The sequence below is a fragment of the Streptomyces sp. NPDC044061 genome (assembly GCF_056434305.1).
In genome coordinates, this window is the sequence record NZ_JBWKFL010000028.1 from 68,569 (window position 1) to 87,377 (window position 18,809).

Below are 18,809 nucleotides of genomic sequence, written 5' to 3' on the forward strand. Positions count from 1 at the left end.
GCGGGACCCCTGTCCCAACATCCCCCGAACCCCCCAGACCTCCCCCCCCCCTCCCCAAATCTCCCAGGGAGTGGGCCCCTTCCTCGGTCTCGCCACGCCCCCCACCGGTCGGACTCAGCCAGTGCAGCCGGGAACGCTGTTCGGCGGGGCGCAGTTGTTCGGCTTGTTGCGCTTGACCACGGTGTTGTTCAGCGTGACCGTGCCGGAGGCTTTGAAGATGCCGCCTCCGTCGCCGGCTTTGTTGCCGGTGACGGTGCTGTCGTTCAGGACCGTGGACCCGGTGCCCGTAGCTCCGGCGGCATGGAAGATGCCTCCGCCCTGGGAGGTGCCGCCGTCCGTGGTCTTGACGGTGTTGTCGCTGACGTCCGAATGATGAGTCGTCACCGTGCCCCCCAAGGGGTTGTCGATGCCCCCGCCCTGGGCGGTCCCGCCGTTCGCCGCCTTGACGGTGTTGCCGCGCACGGTGCTGCTTTTCAGGGTGATGTCGCCGAAGGCGCCGTTCCTGATCCCGCCGCCCCGCGCGGTGCCGCCGGCAGCGGTGACGGTGTTGCCGGTGATGTGGCTGTTGATCATCTCCATGGGGGCGTTGTTCGCGACGGCGCCGCCCGTGGCGGTGCCGCCCGGCGCGTTGGTGGTGTTGCGACGGATGACGGTGTCGGTCACCGTCATGCCGTCCGGGGAGCCGTTGGACAAGGCGCCACGCGCGGTGCCGCCCGGGGCGTCGGCACGGTTGCCGCTGATGGTGCTGTGGTCGATCGTCGCCTTCGCGAAAACGGCGTAGCCGGCGCCGAACGCGAAGCTGCCGGCGTTCTCGGCGACGCGCACGATGTTGCCGGTCACCCGGCTGCGGTGGAGTGTGAGAGGGCCGTCGTTGGCGAGCCCGCCGCCGTCGGCGGTGCTCGCGGTGGTTCCGGTGTAGATGGCCGTGTTGTGGCTTACGTCGGTGTCGTTCACGGTCGCGGTGCCATCGCTGTCGATGCCGCCGCCTTCCACCGCGATGCCGTCCGTGGCGGTGTCGGCAGCGTTGTGGACCACCTTGCTGTGGTTCACCGTCAGGGTTCCCTGGTTGTTGATGCCGCCCCCGCAGACCGCCCCTCCGGGGAAGAAGGGACAGTCCGTCGCCCGGCCGCCGCTGACGGTGGTCCTGTTGAGCGTGAGGGTGCCTTCCTCGGCCACCAGGAGGATGCGGAAGTCCGGGGCGGTCTTGGCGCGTGTGATCGTCGCGTCGTTGCCGTCGATGGTGATGTTGCTGGTGATGGCGGGCAGGCCGTTGGCAGGACTGGCCGCGTCCGGGGAGGTCAGTCTGTAGGTGCATGTGCGGGCGAGCCGGAGGGTGTCGGCGCCCGGTGTGCTGTTGGCCGTGTTGATCGCCCCGACCAGTTTCCGGACCGAGCACCCCACGTCCACGGTGGCGGCGTGGGCGAACGGGGCCGGGAGTCCCGTCACGGCGCAGGCCGTCAGGCCGGCCGCGGCCAGGAGCCGGCCCGGACGCGATCGCCGGACACCGCGGTCCGGCCTCTGCGCTCGGAAGCACTGCCACGACATCAGAGTTTCCTCCTTCTGCGCCAGGAGGCACCCCACCGGGCGCGCTTCGACCGGCGGCCCGGCCCGTCCTGGCACAGGTGGTCGACAGGGGATGCCGGAATCAGCCGATCACGTTCGCCTGCCGCCAACGCCCCGGCCCCGCGCACCTGTCACCCGCAGGCCCGGCACTTTCCCCGAGTCAGGCCAACGCCGACCCTCCGGAGTCGGCTGGGTGGCCGCAAAGGCGGCCGGCGGGACGGCTTCGTGTGGAACGGCATCGGCGACATGTTCCCCCCGCGCCCCCGAGGGCCAGGACGAACCGACTGCCTGGAGGGCGGGAAGCTCTCGTCTTGCTCAGGGAAGGCGCGGAAACCGTTCGTCCGGCTCCCGGTGTTGGCATGATCCGGCGTGTCCGTCGTCGGGAGGGGGAGTCGTGGCCCGTTGGGGTTTCGCCGGGGTGAATGTCGCGTGCGTGGCGTCGCTCGTTCCGCTCGTCGGGTGTGTGCCGGGGCAGGGCGGCGCAGGGGAGCCATCGCGGTCCGCCAAGGCGGGCGTGGTGGAGGGCGACCGCCCGGAGCGCGGTCGGCCGGTCGGCCTTCGGAGTGCTCCGGAGCTGGACGACGGTGAGGTGTTGGCCGGGCGGCGGGCAGTGACCCGGGGGAGCGCGAGCTTCGCCTTTCGCGGGGGCAGGAAGGGGGACGCGCTGATCGTCGCCGTGAGCTGTCAGGGCGCGGGTGAGATCCGGGTCGCGGTGCGGCCCGTGCACGTCTCCTTCCCGCTCGAGTGTCGGTCCGACCGGGTCGGCACCGCCTACGACCAGGTGGACGTCGGTGGCGCGGAGCGCGGTGGTGTCGTCTCCGTCGAGGCTCCCTCCTCCGTGCGCTGGTCGATGACGATCGGCCGCGGTGCTCCCGTGCGGGAGGAGCCACCCACCGCGGCGGCCGCCTCTCTCTGAACGCCGGCGATCAGCCCCCCGCCTCCACCCGCTCCGCCAGTTCCGCGATCGTCGGGTGGTCGAAGATGACGGTGAGGGGCGGGTGCGGATCCGGGGCGCCATGCGGCTGGCCTGGAGGGACTGGCCGTCGAGAGCGAAGAGGTCGTCGTCGCGGGCGACTTGGGGGAGACCCGGGATCTCGGTCCGGATGGCCTCCAGGGCCTGCTCGGTCCCGGTGCGCGGGGAGTGCGTGCCCTGCCGCGGGTCCGGTGCACCGGCCGGCGGGGCGGCGGGCTCGGACAGCTCGGCGAGGGCGGCCAGGGCGCGCCGGTCCACCCTGCCGTTCGGGGTCAGGGCGGAGCGAGTCGACGGCCACCGGCCGGTCGGGGATCAGGTAGTCCGGAAGGCGGCGGCGCAGACGGTCGCGGACGGCACTGAGCGGCCCGGCGTCGTCCTCGCCGGCCGCCGCCGTCCCCGGCTCCAGCACCGCCCCCGCGCCCAGCACCACGCAGGCCACGAGCACGGCCTCGTCCGCACGTTTCTCCGCGCAGGATCACCGCCGCGTCCTTCACGTGCGGATCCTGGCGCAGCGCGTCCTCGATCTCGGCGGGCTCCACCCCGAAGCCCCGCTTCCGTACGCGGTGGGCGAGCAGAACGACGACATCGTCTATTTCCCGATGGTGGAACCCGCCTCCCAGAGACTGGCCGGAGAAGCGCTGCTGTGGGGAATCGACTCCTGCAACCGGCGCTGCCACCTGGTCCTTTCCCTGCTGCCCTCGTTCCGTGGAATGGGCCTCGGCACGGATATCGTGCGGGCCCCGTGCACCTACGGATTCGCGGTGCGCGGGCTGCACCGGCTGCAGATCGAAACCGCCGCGGACAACTCGGCGATGATACGCGTGGCCGAAAGGGCCGGATTCACCATGGAAGGCACACTGCGGAAGTCCGCCTGGGGGTACGGCGCCTTCTCCGACGAGGTCGTCCTCGGAGTGCTGGACCACGAGTGGCACGCAAGGGGCGGGGCGGCGCACCAGCCGGATGCCGAGGTTCGGTCATGACCCTCCGCAACCTGGGAACCCGGCTTCCGGACGAGCCCGTACGGGGGTTGCACAGATGGATACTGAGAGATCATGTGCGCTGACCGTATGCCACGACGGGGGTGATGACCATGCTGCCCGAGGAGCCCGTGGAGCCCCAGCAGTGGGCCGGCGGTCGTGTGCCGCCGGAGGCACGGGGGCGCTTGCGGGTCAGTGAGGCGCTGGCCGCCGCCACCCGGGGGGCCGGGGATCCGCAGCGGATCCCGGACGCGCTGTGCGCCGCGTGCGTACGGCTGCTGCCGGTCTCCGGTGCGTCCGTGTCGATCTCCGGCGGTCCCGGGGTGCAGATGACCTGGTGCGCCAGCGACCGTGTCGCCGCACGCCTCGCCGAGTTGCAGTACACCGTGGGGGACGGGCCCTGTCACACCGCCCTGTCCCAGGGCGCCCCGGTCCTCGCGGCCGACCTCACCGCGGGGCGCGACGTCCGGCGCTGGCCGATCTTCGCGCACGAGGCGGTCGGACTCGGCGTGTCCGCGGTGTTCTCGCTGCCGCTCGGCGTCAGCGGTGCCGCCGTCGGCACCCTCGACCTGTACTGCGACGAGGTCGGCGGACTGTCCGAGCCGGATCTGCGGACCGCCCTGTGGGTGCGGGACGCGGTCACGTACGCCCTGATGAGCCTCCAGCCGTCGTACGCCGGCGCCGAGGAGGCGGTGGAGGACGGGGTAGCGTCCTGGGTGGAGGCGTCGGAGGCCGACCACACCGAGGTCTATCAGGCGGTCGGCATGGTGATGGTGCAGCTCGACGTGGACCCCGAGCAGGCCCTGGACCGGTTGCGCGCCCGGGCCTTCGCCGACGGCCGTACCGTCAGCCAGGTGGCCCGGGAGGTCCTGGCCCGCAGGCTCCGCTTCGAGCCGGAGCCGGACCGCCGCCACGACGGAGAGGGAAGGGACGGTGACCGGTCATGAGCCGGGAACAGCAGCTCGCCGAGGCGCTCGTCGGGCTGGCCGACTTCTTGGCCGACGACATCGACCCCGTCGCACTGGTGGACCGGCTGGCGCGGAACTGCGTCGAGATCACCGGCGCCGACGCCGTCGGGATCATGGTCGCCTCGGCCCGCGAAGAGCTGCGCACCCTGGCGGTCACCGACGACCAGGCGGCCTTCCTGGAACTGTTGCAGCTGCAGACCGACGAGGGCCCCTGTCTGGACTGCTACCGCGAGGGGCGGCGCATCGACGTCCGCGACCTGGCTGCCGACGAGGACCGCTGGCCGCGGGTGGTGCCCGTCGCCCTGCGGAGCGGCTACCGCTCGGTGCACGCGCTCCCGTTGCGGGTCAACCAGCAGACCGTCGGCGCGGTCAACCTCCTGCTGCGCACACCCGGCGGCCTGTCGCCCCTGAACCTGGAGCTGGCCCAGGCGCTCGCCGACGTCACGGCGGTCGCCCTGGTCAACTGGTCCCCCGACCGGGTGAGGCCGTCCGACGTCCGCACCCGCGTGCAGGCGGCCCTGGCCGCCAAGGCGGCCGTCGACATGGCCACCGGGATGATCGCCGAATCCTGTGACCTGTCCCTGGCCGAGGCCCGCGCGGCCCTGCGCGCCTACGCCGGCGGCCACCGCCGCCGCCTGCTCGACACCGCCAACGCCCTCGTCCGGCGCGAGCTGTCCCCCGACGCGGTGCTCGCGGCGCGGAGCTGACGCCCCACCCCCGCGCGACTACGCTGAAAGGTGCCGGGAGGTGCCCGGCACCGAGACCGCAGGATCCCGCGGCCTCCCAGCACAGGGAGCGCGGCCATGCAGCAGTTCTCCTGCGAGACCCTGGCCGACTTGGCGGTCCCCGGACCGGCCACCGGCAGGCTGACGGTACTCGCCCTGTACGGCGACGCGGACGCCGTGACCGGCGCCGATCTCGTCGCGGCCCTCAACGCGCCGGGTCCCGCCCAGCTCGTCGTCGACCTGAGCGGTCTGCACCGGCTGGACCGGGACGGCGCCGAGCTGCTGCACCGGTTCGCCGAGGCCGCCGCCGCCCACGGCCGCCCGCTGCGCCTCGCCGCCTGCCCCGCCGAGGCCGCCGCCGTGCTCACCCGGACAGGGGCGGGACGTACCGGGCCCGAGCTGTACCCGTCGGTGTGCGACGCGCTCGCCGCGGTGATGGCGGCGGCCGCCGCCGCCCGGGGGCCGGCCGCGGCCGTGCCGTATCTGGCCACCGACGCGGTGGAACTGCGCCACGCCCAGCTCGCGCACGCCCTGGTCGCGCGGGCCCAGGGCATGCTCATGGAGCGCTACGGCCTGCGCGGCGCGGGCACCGCGGATGCCCTCCTGCGTGCCGTCGCCGGGCGGCACGGGATGCGGCTCGTCCATCTCGCCTCCGCCCTCGTCGAGAACGCGCCGCCGGGACCCGGTGAGGTCTGGTTCCCCGGCCGCGGGCGTTCCGCGGAGCCCGCCGTCGGATTCGTGGCCCCGCCCGACGACCGCCCGTTGTCAATGGCCGCGTTCCTCGACGCGCTCCGGGACGCCGTCTGCGCGATCGCCCAGGCGGACATGGCCAACGTCCAGCTCATCGACGCGGGCGACCACACCCTGCGGCTGGAGTCCCACCGCGGTTTCACCGCCGAGTTCGTGCGCTTCTTCGCTGTGATCGACGGCAACAGCACCGCATGCGGCCAGGCCGCCCGCAAGGGCGAGCGGGTGGTCGTCGACGACGTCGCCACCGCACCGGAGTTCGACGAACCCTCACGGGCCGCGATGCTCGCCGCACACAGCCGCTCCGTGCAGTGCACGCCCATCCCCGGCCCCGCCGACCACCCGCAGGGCATGTTCTCCACCCACCACGCCCGACCCGGCCACGCCTACACCGGGGCCGAACTCGGCGCCCTGGACACGGCCGCCCGGGAGGCCGGCGCCTGGCTGGACTGGTACCGGGCGACCACGGTGCCGGCCGCCCTGGAAGACCTGCACCGGGCCGCACAGACGGCGTGAGACCGGGCAGCCGCGCAGCTCAGGGCCCCTTCCCGGGGCCCTGGCACACAGTGAGGGGCCCCGGGTCTCCCGGGGCCCCTCACAGGTCGTACGCCGTCAGCCGCACTGGCAGGGAGCGCCCGACTGGCAGCCGCAGCCGCAGCCCGAGCCGCAGCCGCACGCGGCGACGAGCGGCAGGCTCCTGATCTCGGCGGGCTGGTCGCTCTCGCGGTCCTGGGTGGGGTCGGGCGTGGTGCTGGGGGATTCGGCCATGGGTCCCTCCTCGACACTGGGGCCTGGTGCCCTCGCCCATTGCATGCCCGCTTCACCGGGCGCATCAACGGCGCACTGAGGCGTCCGCGCGCCCGGCCCGGCGGCCTTCGAGCCCCCGGGCCACGGTGGTGTCAGGCTCCCTCGACGCCGGTGACGGGCTGGATGTCGGCCTGCAGCTCGTCCGCGTGCTCACCCGTGACCAGGTAGACCACGCGCTTGGCGACGGCCACCGCGTGGTCGGCGTACCGCTCGTAGTAGCGGCCGAGCAGCGTCACGTCGACCGCCGTCTCGATGCCGTGCTTCCAGCGCTCGTCGATCAGGTGCTGGAAGAGCGTGCGGTGCAGGAGGTCCATCTCGTCGTCGTCCTGCTCCAGCTGGAGGGCGAGGTCGACGTCCTTCGTGATGATCACCTCGGCCGCCTTGGCCATCAGGCGCTGCGCGAGCTGGCCCATCTCCAGGATGGTGGCGTGCAGGTCGTGCGGGACCGCGCGCTGGGGGAAGCGGAGCCGGGCCAGCTTCGCCACGTGCTGGGCGAGGTCGCCGGAGCGCTCCAGGTCGGCGGACATGCGCAGTGACGTGACGACGATACGGAGGTCCGTCGCCACCGGCTGCTGACGGGCGAGCAGGGCTATCGCCCGCGCCTCCAGGTCGTGCTGCAGCTCGTCGACCTTCTGGTCGGCCTCGATCACGCTCTCGGCCAGCTTCAGGTCCGAGTCGAGGATCGCCGTCGTGGCGCGCCCGATCGCCGAGCCGACCAGCCGGGCCATCTCCACCAGACCGTCGCCGATCGAATCCAGTTCCTCGTGGTACGCGTCCCGCATCAGGGTTCCCTCTCGTACGTGTGCTTCGGGGGCTCCGGGGGCCGTGACACCACGCGCCCCGTGGTCGAACCAGCGGTCCGAACCCCACGTAACCACGTTCTGCCCCGCACGCGACCGTTTCTGCCACCCCAAATGAATCAATACTGGCTCCCAGGTGAACTCTGGGCGACGAGTGTTCGAGGTCGCACCTAGACGGCTGTGGTCATCTCGTACGCCATGCCTAACCTTGAGGCATGGACGTGAACGCGGCGGTCGCCGCAGCGGCAGCGATCGCCGGGGTGCTCACCGGTGTCATCGCCATGCTGGCGTTCCGCTGGAGCGAACGCGACCAGAAGCGACCCACCAGGACTTCTTTGCACACCGATCCCGTACTCCCGCCCGGCGTGGACACCGTGTTGTCCGTGCTCCGCTCCTCGGCCGTCGTCCTCGACGAGGCCGACGCCGTCGTCAAGGCCAGCTCCGCCGCCTACGCCCTCGGGCTGGTCCGCGGCGGCAAGCTCGCCGTCGAGCCCATGCTGCAGATGGCCCGGGACACCAGACGTGACGGCGAGATACGCCAGGTCGAGCTGGACCTGCCCAGACGCGGCACCGGCAGGGGCGAGGCCCTCGCCGTCTCCGCGCGCGTCGCCCCGCTCGGCTCCCGCCTGGTCCTGCTGCTGGTCGAGGACCTCACCGAGGCCCGCAGGATCGAGGCCGTACGGCGCGACTTCGTCGCGAACGTCAGCCATGAGCTGAAGACCCCGGTCGGCGCGCTCTCCCTGCTCTCCGAGGCCGTCATGGACGCCTCCGACGACCCCGAGGCCGTGCAGCGCTTCGCGGGTCGCATGCAGATCGAGGCGACCCGCCTGACCAACCTGGTCCAGGAGCTCATCGACCTGTCGAGGGTCCAGAACGACGACCCACTCGAGGACGCCGAGCCCGTCCGAGTGGACGAACTGGTCGCCGAGGCCGTCGACCGCTGCCGCCACCAGGCCGGCACCAAGCAGATCACCATGGCCGCGGGCGGCACCGCCGACCTGCACGTCTGGGGCAACCGCGGCCAGCTGGCCGCCGCCCTGGGCAACCTGGTCGAGAACGCCGTCAACTACTCCCCGGCCCGCACCCGCGTCGGCATCGCCGCCCGCCGGGTCGGCGCCCCGGGCGGCGACATGATCGAACTCGCCGTCACCGACCAGGGGATCGGCATCTCCGAGAAGGACAAGGAGCGCGTCTTCGAGCGCTTCTACCGCGTCGACCCGGCCCGCTCCCGGGCCACCGGGGGCACCGGTCTGGGTCTCGCGATCGTCAAGCACGTGGTCGCCTCGCACGGCGGGGAGGTCACGGTCTGGAGCGCCGAGGGCCAGGGCTCGACGTTCACCCTCAGGCTGCCGGAGGCGGGCGCGGCCCGCGACCGCGCACAACAGCACCCCGACCTCGACGACGAGGCCGGCGGCCCCACCGACTCATCTCCGTACGAACCGCTTCCCGCCCCGGAGGTCCTTCCGTGACCCGAGTGCTCGTCGTCGAGGACGAGGAGTCCTTCTCCGACGCCCTGTCCTACATGCTCCGCAAGGAGGGCTTCGAGGTCGCCGTGGCGGCCACCGGCCCCGACGGACTCGACGAGTTCGAGCGCAACGGCGCCGACCTCGTCCTCCTCGACCTGATGCTGCCGGGCCTGCCCGGCACGGAGGTGTGCCGTCAGCTGCGCGGCCGCTCCAACGTCCCCGTGATCATGGTGACCGCGAAGGACAGCGAGATCGACAAGGTCGTGGGCCTGGAAATAGGAGCCGACGACTACGTCACCAAGCCCTTCTCCTCCCGCGAGCTGGTCGCCCGCATCCGGGCCGTCCTGCGCCGCCGCGGCGAGCCGGAGGAGGTCACCCCGGCCGCCCTGGAGGCCGGCCCGGTCCGCATGGACGTGGACCGCCACGTGGTGACGGTCTCCGGCTCCAAGGTCGACCTCCCGCTCAAGGAGTTCGACCTCCTGGAGATGCTGCTGCGCAACGCCGGCCGCGTCCTGACCCGCATGCAGCTCATCGACCGCGTCTGGGGCGCCGACTACGTGGGCGACACCAAGACCCTGGACGTCCACGTCAAGCGCCTGCGCGCCAAGATCGAGCCGGACCCGGGCGCACCGCGGTATTTGGTGACGGTGCGCGGGCTCGGCTACAAGTTCGAGCCGTAGGCCGTAGGCCGTACGGCGGCCTCGTCCGGACGACGAAGGGCGGCACCCCGTGCGGGTGCCGCCCTCGTGCGTACGGCTGCTGGGGCGCGGCCGCTCAGTTGCCGGCGGCCGACTGGGACGCCGAGTCGCTCGGGGTGGCGCCGGTGGTCGCGGTGCCGTCGGCGTTCGCGGTGTCCGTCGCCGTCGCCGAGGCGGTGGCCTTGCCGCCCTTGTGCGGCTTGCCGTTGCTCGACCCGGTCGCGCCAGGTGCCGCGGTGGCGGTGGCCGGGGCGGACGGGATCTCGCTCGGGCCCCAGCCGGTGAAGTAGCTGGTGGCCGGGACCACGAAGGCGCTCAGGCTCACCGGACCGGTCTTGCTGAGGGTGAAGGTGACCTTCTGGACGTTGCCGTCCTGGACCGCCTCACGGCCGCTGGCGATCACCGCGGAGGCGTTGTCCTTGCCGCCGATGACCAGCGAGCCGTGGGCCGGGACGGTCAGGCTCTGGCCCTTGGCGGGGGAGAGCTTGACGGGCTCGCTGCTGCCCGCGACGGCGATCGACTGCAGGGTCTGGTTGGTGTTGCCCTGGTTGAAGACGGTCGCGGAGACGACGGCAGGGCCGGAGGCCTGCGGGTCGGGCTGGGTGATGATCGTGGCGTTCTGGATCTTGATGACGCCGACGCTGGTCGCCGCGTTGTCCGGCTTGATCTCCAGGGTCTGCGAGTTGTTTCCGGCGCCGCAGGCGGCGAGCGAGGCGATCGAGAAGACGATGGCGGAGGCGGCGAGGGCGCCGCGTCGAATGCTGCTGCTCACGGCGGCGGCAACTCCTTGAACGCAGGGGCGGCTCCCGTATAAAGCCACCCTAAGTGTCTGTCAGCGGCCTTAGGTTACCGAGCCGTTCCCGGGCGGCCGCACCCGACCCTCCCCCAAGCACTCCGCTTCCCTCCGGGTGGGGGTACCCCCGGGGCCCTCAGGTGACTCGCGAGTCACTTTGCCCGGGACGCTCGTCCGCCATTCACATAACGCGACGGCGAGCCCTCACAAGACCGCCCGCGAAATTTCCGTGAAGGAATGCGCGACCGCCCCGGATATTGATCACCGATCACCTCGGCGGCCCCCGTTGATCAATTCCGGATTCGTCTCCCACCTGGCTCCGGCCACCGAACGGAGTAGCGGAAGTCGTACGCTTGGAACCGGACAAATCGGGACGTTCATCCGCTTGGAAGCGTCTCTCGGGGCGTGTAACGTGCGCGTTTCTCCCCGCCCGAAGAGCCCCTCCGACCTGCGAATACCTGCTTCCGCAGGCCCCTCGAAGCACGTTCCTGTCGCTGTTGTCAAGCCCCGAGATATGCCCTGACCTGCGAAAACGCCATTCAGAACACGCCGTATCCGTGTTACCCTGGATAGCCACGGAAGGGGTACCTGTCACATGACGTTCAAGGTTGGCGACACCGTGGTCTATCCCCATCACGGGGCCGCGCTGATCGAGGCCATCGAAACTCGCCAGATCAAAGGCGTGGACAAGACCTACTTGGTGCTGAAGGTCGCCCAGGGTGACCTCACGGTGCGTGTGCCAGCGGACAATGCGGAGTTCGTCGGCGTGCGTGATGTGGTCGGTCAGGACGGACTCGACCGGGTCTTCGAGGTGCTGCGCGCGCCGTACGCCGAGGAGCCCACGAACTGGTCCCGTCGCTACAAGGCAAACCTGGAGAAGCTCGCCTCCGGCGATGTCATCAAGGTCGCGGAAGTCGTGCGTGACCTGTGGCGTCGCGAGCGCGAGCGCGGACTCTCCGCCGGTGAGAAGCGCATGCTCGCCAAGGCCCGCCAGATTCTGGTGAGCGAGCTCGCGCTCGCGGAGAACACGAACGAGGACAAGGCCGAGGCCCTGCTCGACGAGGTGCTCGCCTCCTGACACGCAGCAGGCGGCATCCGCCGCCTTCAGCACGCTCAGCACAGTGAAACTGCCGCGGTGCCCGATGACACTGACCCTGTCGCCGGGCGCTGCGGCATGTTCGTCCCCGGGGCTCCGGCCGCTCTGAGGCCGCCGTCACGGAGGCCGTTGCCACGCCTGCCGTTCATCTCGGGGGAAACCCCCCGATACTTGGTGTGCCGGGCCCGGGCAGATGGCTCGACCAGGGTCACGGAAGGGTCCGGTCGAGGCGTCGCGCCCGGCACTCCTCCAGGCCATACCCACCTAGGTCGAGCACACAAACCTGACAGGAACCGATGTCTGACGATTCGCGCCCCTCACCCGCGCAGATTCCCGTCGCCGCCGTGATTCCCGCCGCCGGCCGCGGCGTACGTCTCGGCCCGGGCGCCCCCAAGGCGCTGCGCGCGCTGAACGGCACGCCGATGCTGATCCACGCGGTCCGCGCCCTCGCCGCGTCCCGCCACGTCACCCTGGTGATCGTCGTCGCCCCGCCCGACGGCGCCGCCGAGGTCAAGTCCCTGCTCGACGCGCACGCGCTGCCCGAGCGCACCGACTTCCTGGTCGTCCCCGGCGGGGACAGCCGCCAGGAATCGGTCCGGCTCGGCCTGGGCGCCCTGCCGCCCGAGTACGGCGTCGTCCTCGTGCACGACGCGGCCCGCCCGCTCGTCCCCGTCGACACCGTCGACGGGGTCATCGAGGCCGTACGCGACGGCGCCCCCGCCGTGGTCCCCGCGCTGCCGCTCGCCGACACCGTCAAGGAGGTCGAGCCGGCCGCCGTCCCCGGCGACCCCGAGCCGGTCGTGGCCACGCCCGAGCGGGCCCGGCTGCGCGCCGTGCAGACGCCCCAGGGCTTCGACCGGGAGACCCTGGTCCGCGCCCACGAGACCGTCACCGAGGACGTCACGGACGACGCGAGCATGGTCGAGCGGCTCGGCCTGCGGGTCGTCACCGTCCCCGGCCACGAGGAGGCCTTCAAGGTCACCCGTCCCCTCGACCTGGTCCTCGCGGAGGCGGTCCTGGCCCGCAGGAGGCTCAACGATGGCTTCTGAGCCCCCGTTCCTGCTGCCCCGGGTCGGCATCGGCACCGACATCCACGCCTTCGAGGACGGCCGCGAACTGTGGTGCGCCGGCCTGAAGTGGGAGGGCGAGGGCCCGGGTCTTGCCGGGCACTCCGACGCCGACGTCGTCGCCCACGCCGCCTGCAACGCGCTCTTCTCCGCCGCCGGGCTCGGCGACCTCGGGCAGCACTTCGGCACCGGGCGCCCCGAGTGGTCCGGCGCCTCCGGCACCACCCTGCTCACCGAGGCCGCCCGGATCGTCCGCGAGGCTGGGTTCGCCATCGGCAACGTCGCCGTCCAGGTCGTCGGACCGCGCCCGAAGATCGGCAAGCGCCGGGACGAGGCGCAGAAGATCCTCTCCGAGGCGGCCGGCGCCCCGGTGTCGGTGTCCGGCGCGACCACGGACGGGCTCGGGTTCCCGGGCCGTGGCGAGGGGCTGATGGCGGTGGCCACGGCGCTCGTGGTGCGGGTGGGCTGACGGCGTGCGAGGGTACCCGCAGAGTCACCGCTGACCGAGGCACCGGAGGTACCCATGCCCGCCGCCCTGTCCGACCGGCTCAAGTCCCTGCTCGACGGACCCGTCTTCATCGTGGTCGGCACGATCCAGCCCGACGGCGCCCCACAGCTCTCCCCGGTGTGGGTCAAGCGGGACGGCGACCAGATCCTGTTCTCCACGACCGTCGACCGCCGCAAGAAGAAGAACCTCGACCGCGACCACCGGGTGAGCGTCGTCGTCCAGGACCCCGAGATGCCCTATGTGTACGGCGAGATCCGGGGCACCGCGGAGCTGAGCACACACGGCGCGAAGGAACTGATCGACGAACTGTCCCTGAAGTACACCGGCAAGAAGTACGCCGAGTTCAACCCGGACTCCGTCAACGACGCCGACCGTGTGGTCGTCAGGATCACGCCCGAAAAGGTCGTGGGAATGTTCTGAGCCAAGCGGCACGAGGCACCACTCCGCGCCCACTACCCTGGAGTGGTGACTATTCGCCTGTACGACACCAACGCCCGGCAGATCCGTGACTTCACCCCGCTCAAGCCGGGCTGTGTCTCGATCTACCTGTGTGGCGCCACCGTGCAGGCCGCACCGCACATCGGGCACATCCGCTCGGGTCTGAACTTCGACATCATGCGCCGCTGGTTCGAGTACCGCGGCTACGAGGTCACGTTCGTCCGCAACGTCACCGACATCGACGACAAGATCATCACCAAGGCCCGGGAGCAGAACCGGCCCTGGTGGTCGATCGGGTACGAGAACGAGCGCGCCTTCAACGACGGCTACACCGCCCTCGGCTGCCTGTCGCCGACCTACGAACCGCGCGCCACCGGCCACGTGACCGAGATGGTCGAGATGATGCAGGGCCTGATCGAGCGCGGGCACGCCTACGAGTCCGACGGCAACGTCTACTTCGACGTGCGCTCCTTCCCCGGCTACCTCGAGCTGTCGCGGCAGGAGCTGGACAACCTGCTCCAGCCCTCGGGCGAGGGCGAGACCGGCAAGCGCGACCCCCGTGACTTCGCCATGTGGAAGTCCGCCAAGCCCGGCGAGCCGACCTGGCCGACGCCGTGGGGTCCCGGCCGCCCCGGCTGGCACCTGGAGTGCTCGGCGATGGCGCACAAGTACCTCGGCGCCGCCTTCGACATCCACGGCGGCGGCCTCGACCTGATCTTCCCGCACCACGAGAACGAGATCGCCCAGGCCAAGGCCTACGGCGACGACTTCGCCCAGTACTGGGTGCACAACGCCTGGGTCACCATGGCCGGCGACAAGATGTCCAAGTCGCTCGGCAACAGCGTCCTGGTCTCCGAGATGGTCAAGCAGTGGCGCCCCATCGTCCTGCGCTACTACCTCGGCACCCCGCACTACCGCTCGATGATCGAGTACAGCGAGGAGTCGCTGCGCGAGGCCGAGTCCGCGTTCGCGCGCATCGAGGGCTTCGTGCAGCGCGTGATGGAGAAGGCCGGGGGAGTCGTCGAGCCCGCCGCCGAGGTCCCGCCCGCCTTCGCCGAGGCGATGGACGACGACCTGGGTGTCCCGCAGGCCCTCGCCGTCGTGCACACCACCGTCCGGCAGGGCAACAGCGCGCTGGCCGCCGACGACAAGGAGGCCGCCGTCGCGCGGCTCGCCGAGGTGCGGGCCATGCTCGGCGTCCTGGGCCTCGACCCGCTGGACGCGCACTGGGCCGGCGAGAGCGCCGACCGGGGCGAGGACCTGCACGGCGTGGTCGACAGCCTGGTGCGGCTCGTCCTCGACCAGCGCGAGTCCGCCCGCGCCCGCAAGGACTGGGCCACCGCCGACGCCATCCGCGACCAGCTCAACCAGTCGGGTCTGGTGATCGAGGACAGCCCGCAGGGCCCGCGCTGGAGCCTCGGCCCGCGCTGACCCGGTCCTTGATCGATTGTGCCGCCCGGCCCCCCGGGCGGCACACTGCATAGACGTACGCACACTTTTTCGCAGAGAACAGGTAGGTCATGGCCGCGAACAACCGCCGCATGTCCGGCAAGAAGGGCGCGCAGGTCGGCAGTGGCGGCCAGCGGCGCAAGGGTCTGGAGGGCAAGGGCCCGACCCCGCCCGCCGAGATGCGCAAGGGACACAAGAAGAACCGCATCGCCACCGCCAAGGTGAAGCAGGCGACGCGCCGCCCCGTGGCGCGCGGCCGGGGCGGCAAGTCCTCCTCCGAGCTGGTCGTCGGCCGCAACCCGGTGGTCGAGGCGCTACGCGAGGGCGTGCCCGCTTCGACGCTCTACGTCCAGCAGTTCATCGACAACGACGAGCGCGTACGCGAGGCCCTCCAGCTCGCCGCCGAGCGCGGCGGCATCAACCTCATGGAGGCCCCGCGCCCCGAGCTGGACCGCATGACCAACGGCCTGAACCACCAGGGCCTGGTCCTGCAGGTCCCGCCGTACGAGTACGCGCACCCCGAGGACCTCACCGCGGCCGCCTACGACGAGGGCGAGGACCCCCTGATCGTCGCGCTCGACGGCGTCACGGACCCGCGCAACCTCGGCGCCGTCGTCCGCTCCGTCTCCGCCTTCGGCGGCCACGGCGTGGTCGTGCCCGAGCGCCGCTCGGCCGGTATGACCGCCGGTGCCTGGAAGACCTCCGCCGGTACGGCCGCCCGCACGCCGGTCGCCCGCGCCACCAACCTCACCCGGACGCTGGAGGCCTACAAGAAGGCCGGCATCACGGTCGTGGGCCTGGCGGCGGACGGCGAGGCGGAACTCGGTGCCCTCGAGGCCCTCGACGGCCCGGTCGTCATCGTGGTCGGCAGTGAGGGCAAGGGCCTGTCCCGCCTGGTCGGCGAGACTTGCGACTTCCGGGTGCGGATCCCGATGCCGGGCGGCGCGGAGTCCCTGAACGCCGGTGTGGCGGCGGGGATCGTGCTGTACGAGGCGGCACGCAGGCGTAGCTGAACACCCGTTTGGGAATTCACCTGTGCGGGGTAATTCCGGCGTCCATGTGGCGTTCGGGGCGGCTTTGACGCGGTCCGGACACATCCGCCCGGTCCAAGCAGTGTCCTAACTCCACGTCACTCGGTTAGATGAGTGTGGACACCAGAACACCCCGCACACCCACGGGGGACCGCTCGTCGGGATACGACGACGCTCCCGCGCTGAGCATGGTGAAGGTGCCGAGCGATCCGGCGCAGGTCATCGTCAGTCACGCCAGCTTCCGCGTGCAGCTGGGCGCGTCGGCGAAACGCAGCCAATCCCCGCGGATCGCCCGGCACTTGAGCGCCGCCCAGAACCCCGCCCGCATGCCGGTCGTGGGCACGGCGGGCCGGGTCGGCGCCGCCGAAGCCGGCCGCCGTCGCCCCGTCGTGTGGAGCGGCAGGTCCGCCCCCGACGACACCGGCGCCCACCGGCTGCTCCAGGCGGTCCGGGGCAGCAGCGTCCGCCACACCGACGAGTCCGCCGCGGGCGGCACCCGGGTGATCCCGCGCGTCGGGACCGGGTACGCCTACGACGACCAGACCGTCGAGACCCCCCTCGTGGGCCACCAGCGCACCGCTCCCGAGGACGGCACCCGACTGCTGCCCCACATGCGCAGGACGGGCAGCGCCTACGACGAACCGGCGTACGGCGACGGCGAGTACGGCGACGGGGCGTACGGCGACGACGAGTACGGCGACGAGTACGACGAGTACGAGGAGTACGAGGAGAGGGCCGCGGCGGGCGAGCGCCACGCCAGGCGCCACGGCGACGACCCCGCGCGGCACGCCTACTATCCGGGCCGCCGCATGAACCTCGGCGTCGTCCTGCTCCCGCTCCGCATCTTCCTCGGCTTCATCTCCATCTACGCCGGCATGGGCAAGCTGTGCGACCCCGTCTACTTCGACGGCGGCAAGCGCGGTTCCATGGTGAAGTGGCTCAACACCCTGCACCCCTGGGACGTCGCCGAGCCCCTGCGCCAGTTCGCCCTGCACCACCCGGTCGGCTCCGGGCTGGTCATCGCCTTCCTCCAGGTGGTCGTGGGCGTCCTGACCGTCCTCGGCTGCTGGCAGCGCGTCGCCGCCGCGGTCGGCGCCCTGCTCTCCGCCGCGCTGATCGTCACCGTCAGCTGGAAGTCGGTCCCGGCGTACGACACCCCCGACATCATCTACCTCGCCGCCTGGTCCCCGCTGATCATCGCCGGCGCCCCCGTCTACTCGGTCGACGGCCGTCTCGCCGGCGGTGCGTGGCGCAGGCTCGGCCCCCGCTCCGACATCTGGGAGCTGCGCCGTCACGTACTGCGCCGCGGGGGCCTCATCACGGCCGTCACCGTCGGTCTCACTCTGCTCGTCGGCTCCGTGCTGGGCGGCGCCGTGCGCGACTCCAGCCGCGTGGTCGTCCCCCGCCCCGGTGAGGCCCCGCGCAACAACGTGCCCGGTTCCCCGCTCCCGCAGGAGCCCGGCCGGCGCCACAGCAAGACACCGTCGGCCTCCAGCTCGCCCACCGGGGGCGCCACGACGGGCCCGTCCGGCGCGGCGACGACCCCGGGCGCGAGCCACAGCACCGGGGCCACCACCACGACCCCCAGCCAGACCCAGGGCACCTCGGGCCAGGTCCCGCCCCGCCGGTCGTCCCCCACGGGCGGCGCCCCCAGCACCACGGCGGGCCCGACCAGCACGGGCGGCACCGCAACGGGCGGCAGCACCGGCTCGACGGGCGGCACCGGCAGCTCCGGCGGCACGTCGTCCTCGGGCGAACCGGGCTTGGTGGGCGGCCTGCTCGGCTAGCCGACCCCACGGCCGGCCGCCTCCACGAAGAAGACACGAAGAAGACACGAAGAAAAAGGGCCCCGCACCAGAAGGTGCGGGGCGCTTTTCGGCGCTCGCGGAACGGTCAGCGACCCAACGCCGCCAGTTCCTTCGCCGCCTCGGTCAGATCCTTGGCCGTGTCGATGGCCCGCCAGTAGGCCCCCTGCGGAATGGGGAACCCCGCCAGCTTCCGCTCCCGGGCCAGCCGGGGAAACGTGGTCCGCTCGTGATCCCCCCGCTCGGGAAGCAGATCGGCGAACTCGGGCGAGAACACGTACACACCCGCGTTGATCTCGAACGTCGACGGCGGAGCCTCGATGAAGTCGGTGATGTGCCCGAATCCGTCGGTCTTCACCGCACCCCAGGGAATCCGCGGCCGGGCCAGCGCCAGCGTGGCGACGGCGTCCCGCTCGGTGTGGAAGTCGGCCATGTCCCGCAGGGAGAAGCGGGTCCAGATGTCGCCGTTGGTGGCGTACCAGGGCCGGTCGGGGTGGGGGAGACGCGCGGCGGCGTACCTGAGGCCGCCGCCGCGGCCGAGGGGCTCCGTCTCCACGACGGTGGTGACGGACAGGGGCAGGTCGGCCGAGTCCAGCCACTTCTGCAGGACCTCGGCGAGGTGGCCGCAGGAGATCACCACGTCCGTCACGCCCTCTTCGGCGAGCCAGGCCAACTGGTGGCCGATGATCGGAGTGCCCGTGCCCGGGATCTCGACCATCGGCTTGGGCCGGTCGTCGGTATAGGGACGCAGCCGTGAGCCCTGGCCACCGGCCAGGACCACGGCTTGAGTGGGGCGCGACGCGGCGTTCGGATGGGTCATGCCCCGAACTGTACGTGGCGCCCCGGCGGGGACTACGCCCGCAACAGGGTCCTTAAGGAGCCGTTACCTACTTCCCAA

19 protein-coding genes are annotated in these 18,809 nt (G+C 71.9%); 14 read left to right on the plus strand and 5 right to left on the minus strand.

Going from position 1 to position 18,809, the window contains the following annotated elements; all coding sequences use genetic code 11:
- Nucleotides 1-114: 114 nt before the first annotated feature.
- The gene (locus AC07CM_RS35240; protein ID WP_478880549.1) at nt 115-1,446 is read right to left on the minus strand and encodes a hypothetical protein; all 1,332 of its coding nucleotides are present in this window, start codon (nt 1,444-1,446) and stop codon (nt 115-117) included.
- Nucleotides 1,447-1,996: 550 nt separating this feature from the next.
- On the opposite strand from AC07CM_RS35240, the gene AC07CM_RS35245 reads away from it, so the two are divergent.
- The 5 genes from AC07CM_RS35245 (at nt 1,997) to AC07CM_RS35265 (ending at nt 6,469) form a co-directional block, all read left to right on the plus strand.
- Nucleotides 1,997-2,479: a hypothetical protein gene (locus tag AC07CM_RS35245; protein ID WP_478880550.1), complete on the plus strand. Its 483-nt coding sequence runs from the start codon at nt 1,997-1,999 to the stop codon at nt 2,477-2,479.
- 551 nt (nt 2,480-3,030) lie between these two features.
- Complete coding sequence (locus AC07CM_RS35250) at nt 3,031-3,516, plus strand: GNAT family N-acetyltransferase (RefSeq protein WP_478880551.1); 486 nt, start codon at nt 3,031-3,033, stop codon at nt 3,514-3,516.
- 104 nt (nt 3,517-3,620) lie between these two features.
- The gene (locus AC07CM_RS35255; protein WP_478880552.1) at nt 3,621-4,460 is read left to right on the plus strand and encodes a GAF and ANTAR domain-containing protein; all 840 of its coding nucleotides are present in this window, start codon (nt 3,621-3,623) and stop codon (nt 4,458-4,460) included.
- The gene (locus tag AC07CM_RS35260; RefSeq protein WP_478880553.1) at nt 4,457-5,188 is read left to right on the plus strand and encodes a GAF domain-containing protein; all 732 of its coding nucleotides are present in this window, start codon (nt 4,457-4,459) and stop codon (nt 5,186-5,188) included. The genes AC07CM_RS35255 and AC07CM_RS35260 overlap by 4 nt, the downstream gene beginning before the upstream one ends.
- Before the next feature lie 96 nt (nt 5,189-5,284).
- A complete protein-coding gene (locus tag AC07CM_RS35265) occupies nt 5,285-6,469 on the plus strand; it encodes a GAF domain-containing protein (RefSeq protein ID WP_478880554.1) in 1,185 nt (394 codons plus the stop codon).
- Between the two features lie 96 nt (nt 6,470-6,565).
- Here the strand turns inward: AC07CM_RS35265 and AC07CM_RS35270 are convergent, their stop codons facing one another.
- Both AC07CM_RS35270 and phoU read right to left on the minus strand, forming a co-directional pair.
- Nucleotides 6,566-6,721: a hypothetical protein gene (locus tag AC07CM_RS35270; protein ID WP_478880555.1), complete on the minus strand. Its 156-nt coding sequence runs from the start codon at nt 6,719-6,721 to the stop codon at nt 6,566-6,568.
- Between the two features lie 131 nt (nt 6,722-6,852).
- Nucleotides 6,853-7,542: a phosphate signaling complex protein PhoU gene (phoU, locus tag AC07CM_RS35275; RefSeq protein ID WP_478880556.1), complete on the minus strand. Its 690-nt coding sequence runs from the start codon at nt 7,540-7,542 to the stop codon at nt 6,853-6,855.
- Between the two features lie 233 nt (nt 7,543-7,775).
- Between phoU and phoR the strand changes: the two genes are divergently transcribed.
- Together phoR and phoP are read left to right on the plus strand one after the other, a co-directional pair.
- Nucleotides 7,776-9,029, plus strand: coding sequence for a two-component system sensor histidine kinase PhoR (gene phoR, locus AC07CM_RS35280; RefSeq protein WP_478880557.1), 1,254 nt, complete (start codon nt 7,776-7,778; stop codon nt 9,027-9,029).
- Nucleotides 9,030-9,034: 5 nt separating this feature from the next.
- Nucleotides 9,035-9,706: a two-component system response regulator PhoP gene (gene phoP, locus AC07CM_RS35285; RefSeq protein WP_018568744.1), complete on the plus strand. Its 672-nt coding sequence runs from the start codon at nt 9,035-9,037 to the stop codon at nt 9,704-9,706.
- Nucleotides 9,707-9,800: 94 nt separating this feature from the next.
- Here phoP and AC07CM_RS35290 read toward each other — a convergent pair whose 3' ends face one another.
- Complete coding sequence (locus tag AC07CM_RS35290; protein WP_478880558.1) at nt 9,801-10,496, minus strand: DUF461 domain-containing protein; 696 nt, start codon at nt 10,494-10,496, stop codon at nt 9,801-9,803.
- A gap of 616 nt (nt 10,497-11,112) precedes the next feature.
- Between AC07CM_RS35290 and AC07CM_RS35295 the strand changes: the two genes are divergently transcribed.
- The 7 genes from AC07CM_RS35295 to AC07CM_RS35325 all read left to right on the plus strand — a co-directional run bounded on the left by AC07CM_RS35295 (nt 11,113) and on the right by AC07CM_RS35325 (nt 17,893).
- On the plus strand, nt 11,113-11,595 hold the full coding sequence (locus tag AC07CM_RS35295; protein ID WP_003953493.1) for a CarD family transcriptional regulator: 483 nt from the start codon (nt 11,113-11,115) through the stop codon (nt 11,593-11,595).
- Nucleotides 11,596-11,909: 314 nt separating this feature from the next.
- Nucleotides 11,910-12,662 (plus strand): 2-C-methyl-D-erythritol 4-phosphate cytidylyltransferase, encoded by a 753-nt coding sequence (ispD, locus tag AC07CM_RS35300; RefSeq protein ID WP_478880559.1) that lies wholly within the window; start codon nt 11,910-11,912, stop codon nt 12,660-12,662.
- Nucleotides 12,652-13,149, plus strand: coding sequence for a 2-C-methyl-D-erythritol 2,4-cyclodiphosphate synthase (gene ispF / locus AC07CM_RS35305; protein ID WP_478880560.1), 498 nt, complete (start codon nt 12,652-12,654; stop codon nt 13,147-13,149). Before ispD ends, ispF begins: the two co-directional genes overlap by 11 nt.
- Nucleotides 13,150-13,203: 54 nt before the next feature.
- Nucleotides 13,204-13,608 (plus strand): PPOX class F420-dependent oxidoreductase, encoded by a 405-nt coding sequence (locus AC07CM_RS35310; RefSeq protein WP_478880561.1) that lies wholly within the window; start codon nt 13,204-13,206, stop codon nt 13,606-13,608.
- A gap of 45 nt (nt 13,609-13,653) precedes the next feature.
- The gene (gene cysS, locus AC07CM_RS35315; RefSeq protein WP_478880562.1) at nt 13,654-15,057 is read left to right on the plus strand and encodes a cysteine--tRNA ligase; all 1,404 of its coding nucleotides are present in this window, start codon (nt 13,654-13,656) and stop codon (nt 15,055-15,057) included.
- A gap of 89 nt (nt 15,058-15,146) precedes the next feature.
- Nucleotides 15,147-16,088, plus strand: coding sequence for a 23S rRNA (guanosine(2251)-2'-O)-methyltransferase RlmB (rlmB, locus tag AC07CM_RS35320; protein ID WP_478880563.1), 942 nt, complete (start codon nt 15,147-15,149; stop codon nt 16,086-16,088).
- Between the two features lie 128 nt (nt 16,089-16,216).
- The gene (locus AC07CM_RS35325; protein ID WP_478880564.1) at nt 16,217-17,893 is read left to right on the plus strand and encodes a DoxX family membrane protein; all 1,677 of its coding nucleotides are present in this window, start codon (nt 16,217-16,219) and stop codon (nt 17,891-17,893) included.
- 106 nt (nt 17,894-17,999) lie between these two features.
- Here AC07CM_RS35325 and AC07CM_RS35330 read toward each other — a convergent pair whose 3' ends face one another.
- Complete coding sequence (locus AC07CM_RS35330; RefSeq protein ID WP_478880565.1) at nt 18,000-18,731, minus strand: nucleotidyltransferase family protein; 732 nt, start codon at nt 18,729-18,731, stop codon at nt 18,000-18,002.
- Nucleotides 18,732-18,809 lie beyond the last annotated feature (78 nt).

Bases quoted from the DNA above. Each gene is read 5' to 3' on its own strand.
- AC07CM_RS35255 (WP_478880552.1), top strand. From the start codon at position 3,621: ATGACCATGCTGCCCGAGGAGCCCGTGGAGCCCCAGCAGTGGGCCGGC.
- AC07CM_RS35260 (WP_478880553.1), top strand. From the start codon at position 4,457: ATGAGCCGGGAACAGCAGCTCGCCGAGGCGCTCGTCGGGCTGGCCGAC.
- AC07CM_RS35265 (WP_478880554.1), top strand. From the start codon at position 5,285: ATGCAGCAGTTCTCCTGCGAGACCCTGGCCGACTTGGCGGTCCCCGGA.
- AC07CM_RS35270 (WP_478880555.1), bottom strand. From the start codon at position 6,721: ATGGCCGAATCCCCCAGCACCACGCCCGACCCCACCCAGGACCGCGAG.
- phoU (WP_478880556.1), bottom strand. From the start codon at position 7,542: ATGCGGGACGCGTACCACGAGGAACTGGATTCGATCGGCGACGGTCTG.
- phoR (WP_478880557.1), top strand. From the start codon at position 7,776: ATGGACGTGAACGCGGCGGTCGCCGCAGCGGCAGCGATCGCCGGGGTG.
- AC07CM_RS35295 (WP_003953493.1), top strand. From the start codon at position 11,113: ATGACGTTCAAGGTTGGCGACACCGTGGTCTATCCCCATCACGGGGCC.
- ispD (WP_478880559.1), top strand. From the start codon at position 11,910: ATGTCTGACGATTCGCGCCCCTCACCCGCGCAGATTCCCGTCGCCGCC.
- ispF (WP_478880560.1), top strand. From the start codon at position 12,652: ATGGCTTCTGAGCCCCCGTTCCTGCTGCCCCGGGTCGGCATCGGCACC.
- AC07CM_RS35310 (WP_478880561.1), top strand. From the start codon at position 13,204: ATGCCCGCCGCCCTGTCCGACCGGCTCAAGTCCCTGCTCGACGGACCC.
- rlmB (WP_478880563.1), top strand. From the start codon at position 15,147: ATGGCCGCGAACAACCGCCGCATGTCCGGCAAGAAGGGCGCGCAGGTC.
- AC07CM_RS35325 (WP_478880564.1), top strand. From the start codon at position 16,217: ATGAGTGTGGACACCAGAACACCCCGCACACCCACGGGGGACCGCTCG.
- AC07CM_RS35330 (WP_478880565.1), bottom strand. From the start codon at position 18,731: ATGACCCATCCGAACGCCGCGTCGCGCCCCACTCAAGCCGTGGTCCTG.